The following is a 14,432-nucleotide window of genomic DNA, read 5'->3' as shown; positions in this document are numbered from 1 at the left end:
CAACGTCGTGCCGGACGCGGACGGTCGCCGACGCGCCGGAAGGATCCGGGGTGGCCGGGTCCGGGAGATCGGCGCGGAACCATTAACGTGAAGGACATGACCAGCTCCTACTCCAGCCCGCTGCCCGACCGGATCGACGAACTCTGGGAGCGGCGCTCCGAACTCACCCCGGGTCACACCGAGGCGCGCGAGATCATCACCGGCGCCATCGACCGCATCGACGAGGGCAAGGCCCGGGTGGCCTTCGTCGACCCCGCCACCGACGAGGTCGTGGTCGACGAGCGCGCCAAGCGCTCCATCCTGCTCGGCTTCAAGGTCCTGGACATGAAGAAGTCACAGGTCGGCGACTTCTACCACCATGACCGCATGCCGCTGAAGAGCCGTTTCGAGGGTGTCCGCGTCGTCCCGGGCGCCATCGCCCGCTGGGGCTCCTTCCTGGCCCCCGGCGTCGTGCTCATGCCGTCCTTCACCAACATCGGCGCCTACGTCGACTCCGGCACCATGGTCGACACCTGGGCCACCGTCGGCTCCTGCGCGCAGATCGGCAAGAACGTCCACCTGTCCGGTGGCGTGGGCGTCGGAGGAGTGCTGGAACCGCCGCAGGCCTCCCCGGTGATCATCGAGGACGACGCGTTCCTCGGCTCCCGCAGCATGGTCGTCGAGGGCGCCCGGGTGCGCACCGGCGCCAAGCTCGGCGCGGGCACCATCCTCACGTCCTCCACGCGGGTGTTCGACGCGGAGACCGGCGAGGAGCTCGCGCGCGGCGAGGCCCCGGCGTGGTCGGTGTGCGTCACCGCCAACCGGGTCAAGAGCTTCCCCGGCGGCGACTTCGGCATGCCGGTGCTGCTCGTCCTCAAGCGGCTCGCCGAGGGCCAGGAGCACGACAAGCTCGCCCTCAACGACCTGCTCCGCGAGCACGGCGTCAACGCCTGATCCGCGGCCCGTCCGCTCCGGGGCGCCCTTCCGCGCGGGAGGGCGCCCCGTCGCGTTCGGGCCAGGGCGTGTCCGGCGGACGCCTTCGTTCGGTTCGGCGCTCGCGAGGCGGAACGATCCGTCGAACACGCCCTAGGGTGGTGTGCGGCGGTGCGCGCCCCGGTCGGTGCCGTGCGCATCTCCACACCACGCCCGACCCATGGAAGACGGGGACGCCCTCATGCTCGACCTGACCTCGGACGTCGCGGACCTCACCGCGGCCCTCGTGGACATCCGCTCGGAGAGCGGCACCGAGAAGGTCCTCGCCGACGGGATCGAACACGCGCTGTCGGCCCTGCCCCACCTCACCGTCACGCGTGACGGTGACGCGATCGTCGCCCGCACCCACCTGGGCCGCGCCCGTCGCGTCGTCATCGCCGGGCACATCGACACCGTGCCCATCGTCGACAACGTCCCCTCGTACGTGAACGGCGATCGCCTCTACGGTTGCGGCACCTCCGACATGAAGGCCGGCGTCGCCGTCCAGCTCAAGCTGGCCGCCCTGGTCCACGCCCCCGTACACGACGTCACCTACGTCTTCTACGACAACGAGGAGGTCGACGCCGAGCGCAACGGCCTGCTGCGCCTGGCCCGCGACCACCCCGAGTGGCTCACCGGAGATTTCGCCATCCTCATGGAGCCCACCGACGGCGTCATCGAGGGCGGCTGCCAGGGCACCATGCGCGTCGAGGTGGTCGCCAGGGGCGAGCGCGCCCACAGCGCCCGCTCGTGGATGGGCGTCAACGCCATCCACGGCGCCGGGGCGATCCTGGACGTCCTGCGCGCCTACACCCCGCGCGAACCGGTGGTGGAGGGGCTGCGCTTCCACGAGGGCCTGAACGCCGTGTTCATCGAGGGCGGCGTGGCCGGCAACGTGATCCCCGACGAGTGCGTCGTCAAGGTCAACTACCGGTTCGCCCCCGACCTGTCGGTCGCCGACGCGGAGGCCCACCTGCGTGAGGTCTTCGAAGGGTTCGAGGTGCGCCCGGTCGACGCCGCGGCCCCCGCCCGCCCGGGTCTGGACGACCCCTCGGCCGCCGCGTTCGTCGAGGCCGTGGGGGAGGGGAGGGCCCGGGCCAAGCTGGGGTGGACCGACGTGTCGCGCTTCTCCGAGCTGGGCGTCCCCGCCGTCAACTACGGTCCCGGCGACCCGACGCTCGCCCACACCCGCGACGAGCACGCCGAGATCCCCCGCATCCGCGAGGCGGAGGAGCGCATGATCGCCTGGCTCACCGGGGCCCGCTGACCTGCGGTGATCGGACCGGATCCGGAAATGGTCGTTCACGGCCACCGCCGGTCCACGTCGGATTCAGGTGTGAGACGGCTCCACACGGATAACTTTCTCTCATGACGGAAGAAGCACATGGGAAAGAGCAGGTGAGGAACGCCGGTCCGCTCACCTACCGGGGCGAGTCGATCCCGGGGACCACCACCGACCAGCGCCTGTTGGACCGGCGCGGCCCCACCGACTGGGTCCACACCGATCCGTGGCGGGTGCTGCGCATCCAATCGGAGTTCGTCGAGGGCTTCGGCCTCCTCTCCGAGCTGCCCTCGGCGGTGAGCGTGTTCGGGTCGGCGCGCATCAAACCCGGCACCCGTTACTACGAACTGGGCGTCGAGGTGGGCGCGAAACTGGCGGAGGCCGGTTACGCCACCATCACCGGGGGCGGCCCCGGGATGATGGAAGCCGTCAACAAGGGCGCCAAGGAGGCGGGCGGACTGTCCGTCGGGCTGGGCATCGAGCTGCCCTTCGAGCAGAGCCTCAACCCCTACATCGACATGGGGATGACGTTCCGCTACTTCTTCGTGCGCAAGACCATGTTCGTCAAGTACTCGCAGGCGTTCGTGGTGCTGCCGGGCGGGTTCGGCACCCTGGACGAGCTGTTCGAGGCGGCCACGCTCGTGCAGACCAACAAGGTGACCCGGTTCCCGGTCGTGCTGGTCGGCTCGGAGTTCTGGGCCGGGATGCAGCGGTGGGTCCGCGAGAGCCTGCTGGAGAACGAGCTGATCAAGCCGCACGACATGGACCTGGTGCGGGTGGTCGACGACCCGGCCGAGGTCGTGGAGACCATCAAGAAGGCGCACATCGACATCGCGAGGGAGCAGGAAGAGAGGGAGCGCGCCGAGTCGGCCGGTCCCGAGCAGTGACCTCGTGCCCGGCCGCCCGCGCTCTCGCAGGGCGGCCGGGTATGGCACGATCGGAGCCGTGCCTTATCTCATTCTGGTCCTGGTCGCCGCGGCCGCCCTGGCCGTGCTCGTCGGCGTCGTCTACGTCGTGCTCGGCAAGGGCGGCAGGCTCGCCCGGTTCGAGGCCGACTACCCCCCGCTGGATCTGCCCGAGGAACGCCCGGTGAAGGCGACCGAACTGGGCCGTCTGCTGCTGCCCCTGGCCATGTGGGGCTATCACGTGCGCGCCGTGGACGAGTTGCTGCTGCGGCTCACCGCCACCCTGCGCGAACGCGAGGCGCGTATCGAGGACCTGGAGTGGCGGCTGTCGCGCCTGGACCCGTCCTACGTTCCCGAGGGGACCGGGCCCACCCCTGGTTCGCACCTGCCCGGTGACGCCTACGCGCCCGAGGCGGAGTGGAACGACACCGAGGACGAGGGTGACGGCGAGGACGGTATCGACGGGACGGGCGACGAGGTCGGTGTCGCGGCCCGACCGCCCGCCTCGGGAGGATCCGCCGAGGGCGGCACCCGACCGACGGACCTCCCCTCCGAGGGCGCATCCGCGTCCTGACCCCGGGCTCCGCCCCGGTGCGTCATCGGTATGTCGTGCATCACACCGACGGCGTCCTTCTCGTGAGGATCCGCCGCGTTCGTGTGCTCTATCCTCGGTCGCTGTACTCGCGTACCCCCGCTCCACCCCTGGGGCGGGCGCATTCGTTGTGAGGATGTCGAGGATGGACGCAGCAGCCGAACTGGAGTCGGGAGCCGAGGACCGGGGCGGCGCGGCCGCCCCGGCGACCTCCGCCGTCCCCGTGCAGCAGCTGTCCCTGTGGCCGCCGCCCCGCTCCGTCCAGGGCAGTGCCCGCCGTCGCCGTCAGCTCACCGGACTGCTCGTCGGTACGGCGGCCGTCCTGCTCATCGCGGGCGGCACCGCCGCCGCGTGGGTGCTGATCGGCGACGACACGGAGAAGGCGTCGGACACCACCGTTCCGGCCGAGGCCTTCGTCGGATCGTGGGCGGGCGAGATGACCCAGGTCGACACCGATGGCGGCCACGTCGCCGACTGGCACGCCGAGGTCCGGATCGAAGAGGGCGCCGAACAGGGCAGCACCGCCTGGACGACCTTCACCTGCTCGGGGACGCTCCGGCTGACGGCGGCCGACAACGACCGCCGGGTCTACACCTACACCGAGACCGCCGATCCCGAGGAACGCTGTGTCGACGAGGCCGAGCTGATCGTGTGGCCCGACGGCGACACCGGTCTGAAGGCGGAATGGTCCTCCGTCACCCGGGAGGGCACGCGGATGACCTCCACCGGGCTGTTCGTCGACACCGGCAGGGCGTGACGCCGCAGGTGGGCATCGTCGCCGGGCCGCGGAGCGTTATCGGGAAGAGAGGAGCGTCCGGGGTTCGAGCGCCCGGAGAGGGGGAGGAGAACGTTCGGTCTCCCGTGCTCTCCACGGAGTTTCGGCCGGTACCGATATAACCTTACTGACCGACGATTCCTCGTCGGCTGGTGTGCGAGGCGACCTCGGGCGCCGTGGTACGTCGCACACACGGGGGCGAACCTCCGAGATAATGGTCTAAGCGTGATTCACGCCCCTTAAGTCACACGGGCGCGAGTCGCACGGAACCGGCCCACGGTTTCGAGGCCGAGACTGCCCCAACGGATCGGCGTCGGTGCTGTGGCCCGGCCACCCGCGAGGAACACGAGAAAGGGGAATGGCATGGCGGCAATGAAGCCGAGGACCAGTGACGGCCCGTTGGAGGTCACCAAGGAGGGTCGCGGCATCATCATGCGGGTTCCGCTCGAAGGCGGCGGACGCCTGGTCGTCGAGTTGACCCCGGCCGAGGCCACCGAGCTTCGGGAAGCGCTCCAGGGCGTCGTCGGCTGACACCGGCACCACCGTCCCCCACCCCGGGCCGGATGAGCCCCGACACCCCCGAGGTGGTCACACCTCCCAACGAGTGAACGATTGTGAGCGATCTGTGCCCTTCGCCACGGAGATCAACCCCATCACCGGGACCCTCGACGAGACCACCGCGGACCTCCTGGTCCTCCCCGTGCGGACGGGGGACGACGGGCCGGCGGTGGTCGAGGGGGTCGCGGCGAGCGGCCTGAACCGGGCCCTCCCGGCCCCGCTCACCGATCTGTTCACGCATTACTCGCTCACCGGCAAGGCCGGTGAGGCGGTCTGGTTCCCGGTGTCCCGGGAACAGGGTCTGGTCAGGCTGGCCCTTCTGGGGGTCGGTTCGGGTTCTCCCGACGACCTCCGGAAGGCCGGCGCCGCCCTGTCCCGGGCCGCTCGGGGCCGCGAGCGCGTCGCGTTCGCCTGGCCCGCGGACATCGCCGGCGACGACGCCGCCACGGCCTTCGCCGAGGGCGTCCTCCTGGCCTCCTACACCTTCACGATGAAGACCACCGAGCCGGCCGCCGACCAGCGGCCCGCCCCCGTGGTCGACGTCGTCGGCGCGGCCCCGGCCGACGCCCTCACCCGGGGCACGGTCCTGGCCGAGGCCACCGCTCTGGCCCGGGACCTCATCAACACCCCCTCGCTCACCAAGGACCCGTCCTGGATGGCCGAGCGCGCCCGCGAGGTCGCCGCCCGGTCCGGGCTCGCCGTCAAGGTCTGGGACGAGAAGGACCTGGAGAACGAGGGCTTCGGCGCCATCCTGGCCGTCGGCCAGGGCTCCTCCCGGCCCCCGCGCCTGGTGCAGGTCTCCTACACCCCCGAGAACCCGACCTCGCACATCGTGCTGGTGGGCAAGGGCATCACCTTCGACACCGGCGGCCTCTCGCTCAAGCCCACCGACAACATGGCGCTCATGAAGACCGACATGAGCGGTTCGGCGATCGTCCTGGGCGTGCTGTCCGCGCTGGCGGCCGTGTCCGCCCCGGTCCGGGTCACCGGCCTGCTCGCCCTGGCCGAGAACGCCTTCTCCGGTGACGCCACCCGGATCGGCGACGTCCTCACCACCTACTCCGGTACGACCGTCGAGGTGCTCAACACCGACGCCGAGGGCCGCCTCGTCCTGGCCGACGCCCTCGGATACGCCGTCGCCGAACTCGACGCCGACGTCCTGGTGGACGTCGCCACGCTCACCGGCGCCGCCAAGGTCGCCCTGGGCACCGGCATCGGTGCGCTGTACAGCACCGACGACGCCCTCGCCGAGGACCTCCTGGCGGCCGGTGCCGCGGCCGGCGAACCGCTGTGGCGGATGCCCCTCACCGAGGAGTACGTCGAGACCACGGGGTCCCGCGTCGCCGACCTGGCCAACATCGGCACCCGTAAGGAGTTCGGGCCGGCCGGGGCCACCGACGCCGCCCTGTTCCTGCGCGCCTTCACCGGCGACCTGCCCTGGGCCCACCTGGACATCGCCGGACCGGGCCGCTCCACGAAGGAGAGCGGCATCCTCACCAAGGGCGGGACCGCCTTCGCCACCCGGACGCTGCTGCGCTGGCTCGCCGACGCCTGACCCCGGCCCCGCGCACGACGAAGGGCCCACCGCCGAAGGCTCGGGTTCCAGTGGTGGTCGCGACACCCTTACCTTGGGGAGGTCGCGACCACCATGTCGTTCACCAAGCGGGAACCGGCCCGTCTGCGAGCACGGTTCCTGGAGCCGATGGCCGAGATCGGTAGTGTCACCGTGGCCGAGGGGCGCCCTCGCCCGGGTCAGGGACGGATGGCGGTCAGCAGGCCCTCGCCGATCGGCAGCAGCAGCGGGATGAACCCCTCGTCCTCGCGGATGCCCTGGATGACCTCGCGGACCGCGGTCTCGGCCGGGTCCGGGGCGCGCAGCGGGCCGTCGGGTCCGCTAGGACCGGTCAGGACACCGTGCAGCACGACCATCCCGCCCGGCCGCAACAGGCGCAGCGCCTCGTCGAGGAACGCCGGGTACGAACGCGGCTCGGCGTCGACGAACACCAGGTCGTAACCCCCGTCGGTGAGCCGGGGCAGCACCTCCGCCGCCGTGCCGCGGATCAGTCGGGCCCGCCCCGCGCCGAAGCCCGCGCGGGAGAACACCGCGCGGGCGTGGTCCAGGTGGACCGCGTCGGAGTCCATCGTGGTGAGGATCCCGTCGCGGGCCATGCCGCGCAACAGCCACAACCCCGAGGCGCCGTACCCGGTGCCGATCTCCACCACCGACCGGGCGCCGATCGAGGCGGCCAGGAACCGCAGCGCCGCGCCCGCCGCCGGGTCCACCGGCGGGGCCATGGAGCCCGTCGCCGCGTCGTAGGCGTCGGCGAGCGCGTCGTCCCGGAGGGCCTCCTGCTCGAATCGCACCTGTTCCGCGCGGACCCAGGTGAGCCGGGCCGCTGTCTCTTCCACACCGGTGATGACGGCCTCCCGCTGCCGTGGTCTGTCCTGACACTGGGCCGGAGCGCCCGACCGGCGGATCGTCACCCACCGTGGAAAGATGATCGCGATCGGGTCACCGGCCCGGGGAAAGCCTAACGCGATCCGGTGGCGACTCCGAGCGTGACGGCGGGAACTTAATCGGCGTCCGCCGGCGTTGAACCGGGAGGAACGTACGTTGATCGCCACGAAGCAGAACTCCCCCCGAGAGCGGTGCGGCGAATCGACGGGATGAAGGGAGAAGCGGTGTCGGAATCCGGCCCTGCCGCGGAGTTCGAGGCATGGGAACCGCCGAGCTGGGACGAGGTCGTGCGCACCCATTCCCCCCGGGTGTACCGATTGGCCTATCGCCTGACCGGTAACAAACACGACGCCGAGGACCTCACCCAGGAGGTCTTCATCCGGGTGTTCCGCTCCCTGGCCAACTACACCCCCGGCACCTTCGAGGGTTGGCTGCACCGCATCACCACCAATCTCTTCCTCGACATGGCCCGGCGCAAGGCCCGCATCCGCTTCGAGGGCCTGGCCGAGAACGCCGACGAACGTCTGGAGGGCCGTGAGCCCTCCCCCGCCCAGCGCTACGACGATCGACACTTCGACGCCGACGTCCAGTCCGCGCTGGACGCGCTGCCCGCCGAGTTCCGAGCCCCCGTCGTCCTGTGCGACATCGAGGGGCTCTCCTACGAGGAGATCGCCGCGACGCTCGGCGTCAAACTCGGCACCGTGCGCAGCCGCATCCACCGGGGTCGCGCCCAACTGCGCCGAGCCCTGGAACACCGACGGTCCCTGGCCGCCGCGGAGAACAACGGGGAGGCGGAGTGAACAGAGAACACCTGGGAGAACGACTCTCCGCGCTCATCGACGGGGAACTGGGACCCGCCGAGCACGAGAGCGCCCTCATCCATCTGGCCAAATGTGAGAGCTGCCGGTTCGAGGCCGACATGATGCGCCGGCTCAAGCGTCGGCTGCACGGTCTGGGCGAACCCGAACCCGACCTGGACTTCATGGGCCGGCTCGTGGGTCTGTCCCGGGCCGACGGTCCCGGAGGCGGTGCCCCCCGGGGCCCTTCTGAGCCGCCGCCCGGAGGCGCGGGCTTCGGAGCCCGCCCGCCTCTGGGCTCCTCCCGCCCCCTCGGCGGCTTTCCCGGGGAGGGCCCGGCCGGGTCGCCGGTCCCGATGATGACCGAGGAGACCGTGGTCGCCCCGGAGCGGTCCGCCCGCCGCCGCGGCGACCGGTTCTCCCACCTGCTCCCCACGCTCCCCGGCGGCCGGTACGCCGTCGCGGGGTTCGCGGTGGCCACGGTCCTGCTGGGCGGCGCCTTCGTCGCCGGCGGTGAGCCCGGTGACGCCCCCGTGGTGGAGCCGCGCCTGTCCGACTTCGCGGTGGAGCACGCGGTGACCAGCCGGGTCATCCCGGTCGTGGACACACCCGCCGACCCGGCGGCGGCCCCGTCCGGGTCCGGGCCGGACCTTCCGACACGGTGAGCGCGGAGGAACCCTCCGCGCACCCGTTCCCGACCGCCGTCGCGGCCTTGGCCCTCCTGTGCCTGTTGTTGACCGGGTCCGCGCACCCGGGCGCCGACGAGACGCCCGCGGTGGGGTCCGATGACGGCATGCCGGTGCTGCGCCGCTCGGCCGAGGCGGCGGGGACCGTGGCCTACACGGCCGTCCGGGAGATGACCGGGGAGTCGGGGCGGGGCACGGAGCCCACCCGGCTGGTCAACCGTCCCGGGGACGGTGTCGCCCTCGTTCCGATGGGGGAGGGCGGACGCCCCTTCATCGTGCGCGACAGCCCGTTCAAGGAACTCGACGAGCGCCTGCTCTCCACCCTGGAGCGGGTCTACGCGGTCGGCGACGCCGGGATCACCGACCTGGACGGCCGGCCGACCCACACGGTGGAGGCGGCCCGGGCCAACGGCACCGTCGCCGGACGCTTCTGGGTGGACGTCGACACCGGGATCCTGGTGGGCGGCTCGGTGTACGAGGAGACCGGCCGGGCCGTGTTCGGGTTCCGGCTGACCGACCTCGAACCCGGCGACGACGGGCACTGGCCGGAGGAGGCCGTCACGGACTCCCCGTGGGGCGATGTCCTCAGCCCGACCGAGCGCGAGGAACTGCGCGAGGAGGGGTGGGAGCTGCCCGAGCACCTCACCTGGAACCTGAGCCTGGTCGACGCCCGGGGCACCGTCCACGCCGGTCACAAGGTCGTGCACGCGGTGTATTCGGATGGCATGTCCCAGGTGTCGGTCTTCTCCCAGCGTGGGAAGCTGGAGGAGGGGCACCCGTTCGCGTTCCGGAACGGATCGGTCGGAACCGGAACGGGGGGAACGGGCGTCACACCACAACATGACACGATCTTCGACGGCGGTCGGTACCACGCCCTGTGGCAGGCGGACGGGTTCGTCTACACGGTGCTGGCCGATGCCCCCGCGGACCTCACCTCCTCGGCGGTGACCGCACTGCCGGGACCGGAGGACTCCGGCTTCTGGTCCAGGGTGCAGCGCGGCATGTCCCGGTTGGGGTTCCTGTAGATCCCCTTCGGGTGTCGACCGAAAGCCACAGCGATATACGGAGCAGGTCTTGACTGAGGAAAACGGCCGTTCGGAACAGGGGAGCGGACCCGGGTGGCCGGCCCCCCCGGGTGGCACGCCGCCCCCCGGCTTCGGCGCGCCCGATCCGACCTCCGGCCGGCCCCTCCCCGTTCACCGCCCCCACGCCTCGCCTCCCGGCAGTGGAGATTCCATGCACCCCGACCCCGCCTTCCCCGGCACCAACCCTCCGACCGGTCGACAGCCGTCCGCCGACCCCGGCGCTCCCACCGGCCACAACGCTCCCGGTGGCCCCTCCGGCCCCGTGGGCCCCCATGTCCCCACTGGCCACGGCAACCTTGGCGACCCCACCGTGCACGGCGGCTCCACGGGCCGGTCGGCCCCCACCGGTCCCGGTGGCCCCGGCGACCCCACGGGGCAGGCCGGACGCGCGGCCGCCGGTGGGCTCGGCGGTCACGCGGCTCCCGCCGGGCAGCAGAACACCTTCGGCTCCGCTGGTCCCGCGGGTCCCCATGACCCCGTCGGACACCCCGGACGGCCCGCCTACGCGGCCCCCACCGGCCGGCAGCCTCTCGGCGCTCCGGGGGACCCCGCGGCCCCGATGCCCCCCGGAGACCCCGGCGTCGGCGGCTTCGGGGGCACCTCCGCCCACACCTCCGCGGGTGCCGCCCCCCCGAGGAACAAACGCGGGATCCCCGCGTGGATGGCGCTCACCGGCATGCTGGTCGTCGCCCTCATCGCGGGTGGGGCCGGCGGTCTGGCCGGTGGGCTCATCGCCGGTTCCAGCGCTCAGGAGGCGGTGCCCGAACCCCAGGGCCCGACCATGAACGAGCCACCGCCGGAGGCCCCCCAGCGCGACCCCGACACCATCGCGGGCGTCGCGCAGCGGGTCAGCCCGAGCGTGGTGTCCATCCGCAGCGCCGACCGGCGCGTCATGGGAGGCGGCTCCGGGTTCGTCATCGATGGGAACTACGTCGTCACCAACGACCACGTCTCCACCGAACTGGAGCAGGACGGCATCCTCGTCGAGTACAGCGACGGCAGCCTCTCGGAGGCCACCGTCGTCGGCGCCGATCCCAGCTCCGACCTCTCGGTGCTCACCCTGGCCGACCCCATCGACGTCGAGCCGTTGCAGTTCGGCGACTCCGAGCAGGTCATCGTGGGTGACGAGGTCATCGCGATCGGTGCCCCCCTGGGGTACTCGGGCACGGTCACCCAGGGCATCATCAGCGCCGTCAACCGGCCGGTGAGCTCCGGCGACGGGCCCGAGGCCAGTCGTTTCTACGCCCTCCAGACCGACGCCGCCATCAACCCCGGCAACTCGGGCGGCCCGCTCGTCGACACCCAGGGCAGGGTCATCGGCGTCAACTCGATGATCGTGACCATGGGGTACGCGGGCGAGACCGCGGGCAACATCGGCTTGGGCTTCGCCATCCCCTCCCTGGAGGTCGAGCGCGTGGTGCAGCGGCTCATCGAGAACGGCGAGGCCACCTACGCCGACATCGGCGCCGAGATCGACATCGACAGCCCCGTCGCGGGCGCGGTCATCGCGGACGGCCCGGGCGCGGTCGAGCGCGGCGGCGCCGCCGAAGGGGCGGGTCTGCGTTCGGGGGACGTCATCATCGTCTTCGACGGTCGCCCGGTCAACTCGGGCCAGGAACTCCTGGCGATGCTCCGGGACCGTTCCCCCGGCGACGAGGTCGAGATCGACTACGAACGCGACGGCGAGCGCGAGACCACCACCATGACCCTCGACTCCACCGATTGACGAACGGGGAACGGCCCCCGAGCGCCGGAGCGCTCGGGGGCCGTTCGCCGTCCTCCGTGAGGAACGGTGTCTAACGGCGGGCCGGGGAGATCCCCAGCTGCATCCCGGCCAGGCCGCGCGGGCGACCCACCAGGGACTCCGCGATCGACTCGATGACCTTGGAGGCCTCGGCGTCGGGGTCGGTCAGCACCAGGGGCTTGCCCTCGTCGGCCCCCTCGCGCAGGCGGGTGTCCAGCGGAATCCGCCCCAGCAGCGGGATGTCCGTGCCCAGGGTCCGCCCCAGGGCGTCGGCGACGGTCTGCCCGCCGCCCTCGCCGAAGAGGTGGATCTTCTCGTCGCCGTGCACGTAGTACGACATGTTCTCGATCACGCCCGCCACCCGCTGGTGGGTCTGGGCGGTGATGGAGCCGGCGCGCTCGGCGACCTCGGCCGCGGCCTGCTGTGGGGTGGTCACCACCAGCAGCTCGGCGGTCGGCAGCAGCTGCGCCACCGAGATGGCGATGTCACCGGTGCCCGGGGGCAGGTCCATGAGCAGGACGTCCAGGTCGCCCCAGTACACGTCCGACAGGAACTGCTGGAGCGCGCGGTGCAGCATCGGCCCGCGCCACACCACGGGGGTGTTGCCCTGGGTGAACATGCCGACCGAGATGACCTTGATGTCGTGCGCGGTCGGCGGGATGATCATGTCCTCGACCTTGGTCGGGAAGTCCGACGCGCCGAGCATGCGGGGCACCGAGTGCCCGTAGATGTCGGCGTCGACGACACCGACCTTGTGCCCTTGGGCGGCCAGGGCGGCGGCGAGGTTCACGGTGACCGACGACTTGCCGACACCGCCCTTGCCCGACGCGACGGCGAAGACCTTGGTGAGCGAGTTCGGCTTGGCGAAGGGGATCTCCTTGTCCGCCTGACCTCCACGCAGCTTGGTCTGGAGTTCCTTGCGCTGTTCGTCGCTCATCACATCGAGTTCGACGCGCACGGACGTGACACCGGCGACCTTGGTCACCGCCTCGGTCACGTCCTTCTCGATACGGCCACGCATGGGGCAGCCGGCCACCGTCAGGTAGACACCGACGTGCACGGAACCGTCGTCGCCGATGTCGACGCTCTTGACCATTCCGAGGTCGGTGATGGGACGGCGGATCTCCGGGTCTTGCACCGTGGCCAGGGCCTTGTGCACCTGATCGGTGGTTGGTGTGGAGGACATGTGCCCAATCGTAGGTCAGCGGGACGGGGTACTCGGTCCGCGGTCCGGGACAACGGGCCTCTCATTCCAACGAGGCGCGCTCACCCCGCTATTCCATGCCGTGTCCGTACGCGATCCCACGACGACCCGCCCGAATCCGCACGGTGATCGTCCGATAACGGCGCGGACTTAACGCAGGCGATACATGCCCGGATAGTAACCTCAGCGCACGATGGGAAATGTGCCGCCACCGCCGGGTTCGTCCTGGCCCGCCGCGCCGGAAGGCCCGGAGGGACAGGCGTCACGTTCCCATGCCCAGGAACAGACCTGGGCGGGTCCGCCGGGGGGAGGGCGGTTGACCCCGCCGGGAGGGCACCCCGCGGTGAACGCCGATCCCGGCGTGTGGGCATGGCCACCCCCGCGTCCGGTCAGGACCGACCTCTTCGCCCCCGCAGGGACGCCGAAGGGTGAGTCCTATCACAGGCTCGGCCGGACCTCGCGGTACGGCTGGTGGACCCCGCCGGCCACCCTGGTGGTGCTCGGGGTGCTGATGTTCTTCCTCTGGGTCGCGATGGCGCTCGCGGTCACCCTGGTCGCGGTGATCGGCGGCAGCGGACTGGCCCCGGAGTCCATGCGGGTCGGCGAGGTCGCGCGACTCGCCTTCGGCCTGCTCTGGGGCGCCCTGTTCATCCCCATCGTCGTCTTCCTCGTCCGGGTGGTGCAGTGGCGCCGCACCGGATCGCTGATGTCGGTCGAGGGGCGTACCCGGTCGCACTGGCTGATGCGCTGCGTCATCCTGGCGATCGTCCCGGTGGGCCTGTGCACGGTGGCCTACGTCCTCCTGGCCGACCGGTTCGGACTCGCCCCGGTCTCCTCCGAGGCCACCGGCGACGGTCGGCTCCTGCTCGCCGCCATGGTCGTCATCGTGCTCCTGGTGCCGTTCCAGTCGGTCGCCGAGGAACTCACCCTGCGCGGGCTGGTCATGCAGTTGGTGGGCGCGCTCGGCGCTCGCGCCACCGAACCCGGGGGATCGGGTTCGGTCGCCCGCGTCCTGCGCTCGCCCTGGCCGGCCGTCCTGGCCGGCGGGACCCTGTTCCCCGCGATCTACGCCGCCACCCACCCCGGCGAACCGTGGACCGTCGCCGCCCTGACCGTCCTGGGACTGGCCCTGTCCTGGCTGACCTGGCGCACCGGCGGCCTGGAGGCGGCGATCGGTCTGCACGTGGTCAGCGCGCTGACACAGTTCACCCTCTGCGTCCTCCAAGGGGGCATCGCCGCCATCGGCACCGGCGTCGTCCTCGGCGCGGGACTGTCGCCGGGCACCGGGACCCCGCTGGTCCTGGCGCTCACCCTCCTCCAGACCGGGATGTACGTGCTCCTGGTCCGACGTGCGTCGCGCCGCGACGGCATCCGCGCCGTCTCCGCGGCCTGACC

The 14,432-nt window shown here is 71.7% G+C and carries 14 protein-coding genes; 12 read left to right on the top strand and 2 right to left on the bottom strand.

The window, feature by feature from the left end; all coding sequences use genetic code 11:
- Positions 1-96 precede the first annotated feature (96 nt).
- The 7 genes from PWG71_RS07185 to PWG71_RS07155 all read left to right on the top strand — a co-directional run bounded on the left by PWG71_RS07185 (position 97) and on the right by PWG71_RS07155 (position 6,618).
- Positions 97-933 (top strand): 2,3,4,5-tetrahydropyridine-2,6-dicarboxylate N-succinyltransferase, encoded by an 837-nt coding sequence (locus PWG71_RS07185; protein ID WP_274808742.1) that lies wholly within the window; start codon positions 97-99, stop codon positions 931-933.
- 220 nt (positions 934-1,153) lie between these two features.
- Positions 1,154-2,218: a succinyl-diaminopimelate desuccinylase gene (dapE, locus tag PWG71_RS07180; protein WP_274808801.1), complete on the top strand. Its 1,065-nt coding sequence runs from the start codon at positions 1,154-1,156 to the stop codon at positions 2,216-2,218.
- Positions 2,219-2,319: 101 nt separating this feature from the next.
- Positions 2,320-3,120: an LOG family protein gene (locus PWG71_RS07175; protein ID WP_274808741.1), complete on the top strand. Its 801-nt coding sequence runs from the start codon at positions 2,320-2,322 to the stop codon at positions 3,118-3,120.
- Between the two features lie 58 nt (positions 3,121-3,178).
- Complete coding sequence (locus PWG71_RS07170) at positions 3,179-3,712, top strand: hypothetical protein (RefSeq protein ID WP_274808740.1); 534 nt, start codon at positions 3,179-3,181, stop codon at positions 3,710-3,712.
- Positions 3,713-3,875: 163 nt separating this feature from the next.
- Positions 3,876-4,487 carry a hypothetical protein gene (locus PWG71_RS07165; RefSeq protein WP_274808739.1) on the top strand — a complete coding sequence of 204 codons (612 nt, stop codon included), beginning with the start codon at positions 3,876-3,878 and terminating at the stop codon, positions 4,485-4,487.
- A 381-nt stretch (positions 4,488-4,868) separates the two neighbouring features.
- Positions 4,869-5,036 carry a DUF3117 domain-containing protein gene (locus tag PWG71_RS07160; protein ID WP_274808738.1) on the top strand — a complete coding sequence of 56 codons (168 nt, stop codon included), beginning with the start codon at positions 4,869-4,871 and terminating at the stop codon, positions 5,034-5,036.
- Positions 5,037-5,130: 94 nt separating this feature from the next.
- Positions 5,131-6,618 (top strand): leucyl aminopeptidase, encoded by a 1,488-nt coding sequence (locus PWG71_RS07155; RefSeq protein ID WP_274808737.1) that lies wholly within the window; start codon positions 5,131-5,133, stop codon positions 6,616-6,618.
- 197 nt (positions 6,619-6,815) lie between these two features.
- Here the strand turns inward: PWG71_RS07155 and PWG71_RS07150 are convergent, their stop codons facing one another.
- Complete coding sequence (locus PWG71_RS07150) at positions 6,816-7,358, bottom strand: O-methyltransferase (RefSeq protein WP_274808800.1); 543 nt, start codon at positions 7,356-7,358, stop codon at positions 6,816-6,818.
- A gap of 372 nt (positions 7,359-7,730) precedes the next feature.
- On the opposite strand from PWG71_RS07150, the gene sigE reads away from it, so the two are divergent.
- The 4 genes from sigE to PWG71_RS07130 all read left to right on the top strand — a co-directional run bounded on the left by sigE (position 7,731) and on the right by PWG71_RS07130 (position 11,815).
- Positions 7,731-8,321 (top strand): RNA polymerase sigma factor SigE, encoded by a 591-nt coding sequence (sigE, locus tag PWG71_RS07145; RefSeq protein WP_274808736.1) that lies wholly within the window; start codon positions 7,731-7,733, stop codon positions 8,319-8,321.
- Positions 8,318-8,983, top strand: a complete 666-nt coding sequence (locus PWG71_RS07140; protein ID WP_274808735.1) for an anti-sigma factor family protein — start codon at positions 8,318-8,320, stop codon at positions 8,981-8,983. Before sigE ends, PWG71_RS07140 begins: the two co-directional genes overlap by 4 nt.
- On the top strand, positions 8,980-10,029 hold the full coding sequence (locus PWG71_RS07135; RefSeq protein ID WP_274808734.1) for a transcriptional regulator: 1,050 nt from the start codon (positions 8,980-8,982) through the stop codon (positions 10,027-10,029). Before PWG71_RS07140 ends, PWG71_RS07135 begins: the two co-directional genes overlap by 4 nt.
- A 721-nt stretch (positions 10,030-10,750) precedes the next feature.
- Positions 10,751-11,815, top strand: a complete 1,065-nt coding sequence (locus PWG71_RS07130) for a S1C family serine protease (protein WP_274808733.1) — start codon at positions 10,751-10,753, stop codon at positions 11,813-11,815.
- Positions 11,816-11,885: 70 nt separating this feature from the next.
- Here PWG71_RS07130 and PWG71_RS07125 read toward each other — a convergent pair whose 3' ends face one another.
- Complete coding sequence (locus PWG71_RS07125; protein WP_274808732.1) at positions 11,886-13,019, bottom strand: Mrp/NBP35 family ATP-binding protein; 1,134 nt, start codon at positions 13,017-13,019, stop codon at positions 11,886-11,888.
- 361 nt (positions 13,020-13,380) lie between these two features.
- Here PWG71_RS07125 and PWG71_RS07120 point away from each other — a divergent pair, with 361 nt between their 5' ends.
- Entirely contained in the window at positions 13,381-14,430 is a 1,050-nt protein-coding gene (locus tag PWG71_RS07120; protein ID WP_274808731.1) for a CPBP family intramembrane glutamic endopeptidase, read from the top strand.
- Positions 14,431-14,432 lie beyond the last annotated feature (2 nt).

The organism is Nocardiopsis sp. N85, assembly GCF_028882275.1.
In the GTDB taxonomy this organism is placed as follows: Bacteria; Actinomycetota; Actinomycetes; order Streptosporangiales; family Streptosporangiaceae; genus Nocardiopsis; species Nocardiopsis lambiniae.
Note: the sequence above shows the minus strand (reverse complement) of the source record. Positions and strands in the feature narration are given on the sequence as shown.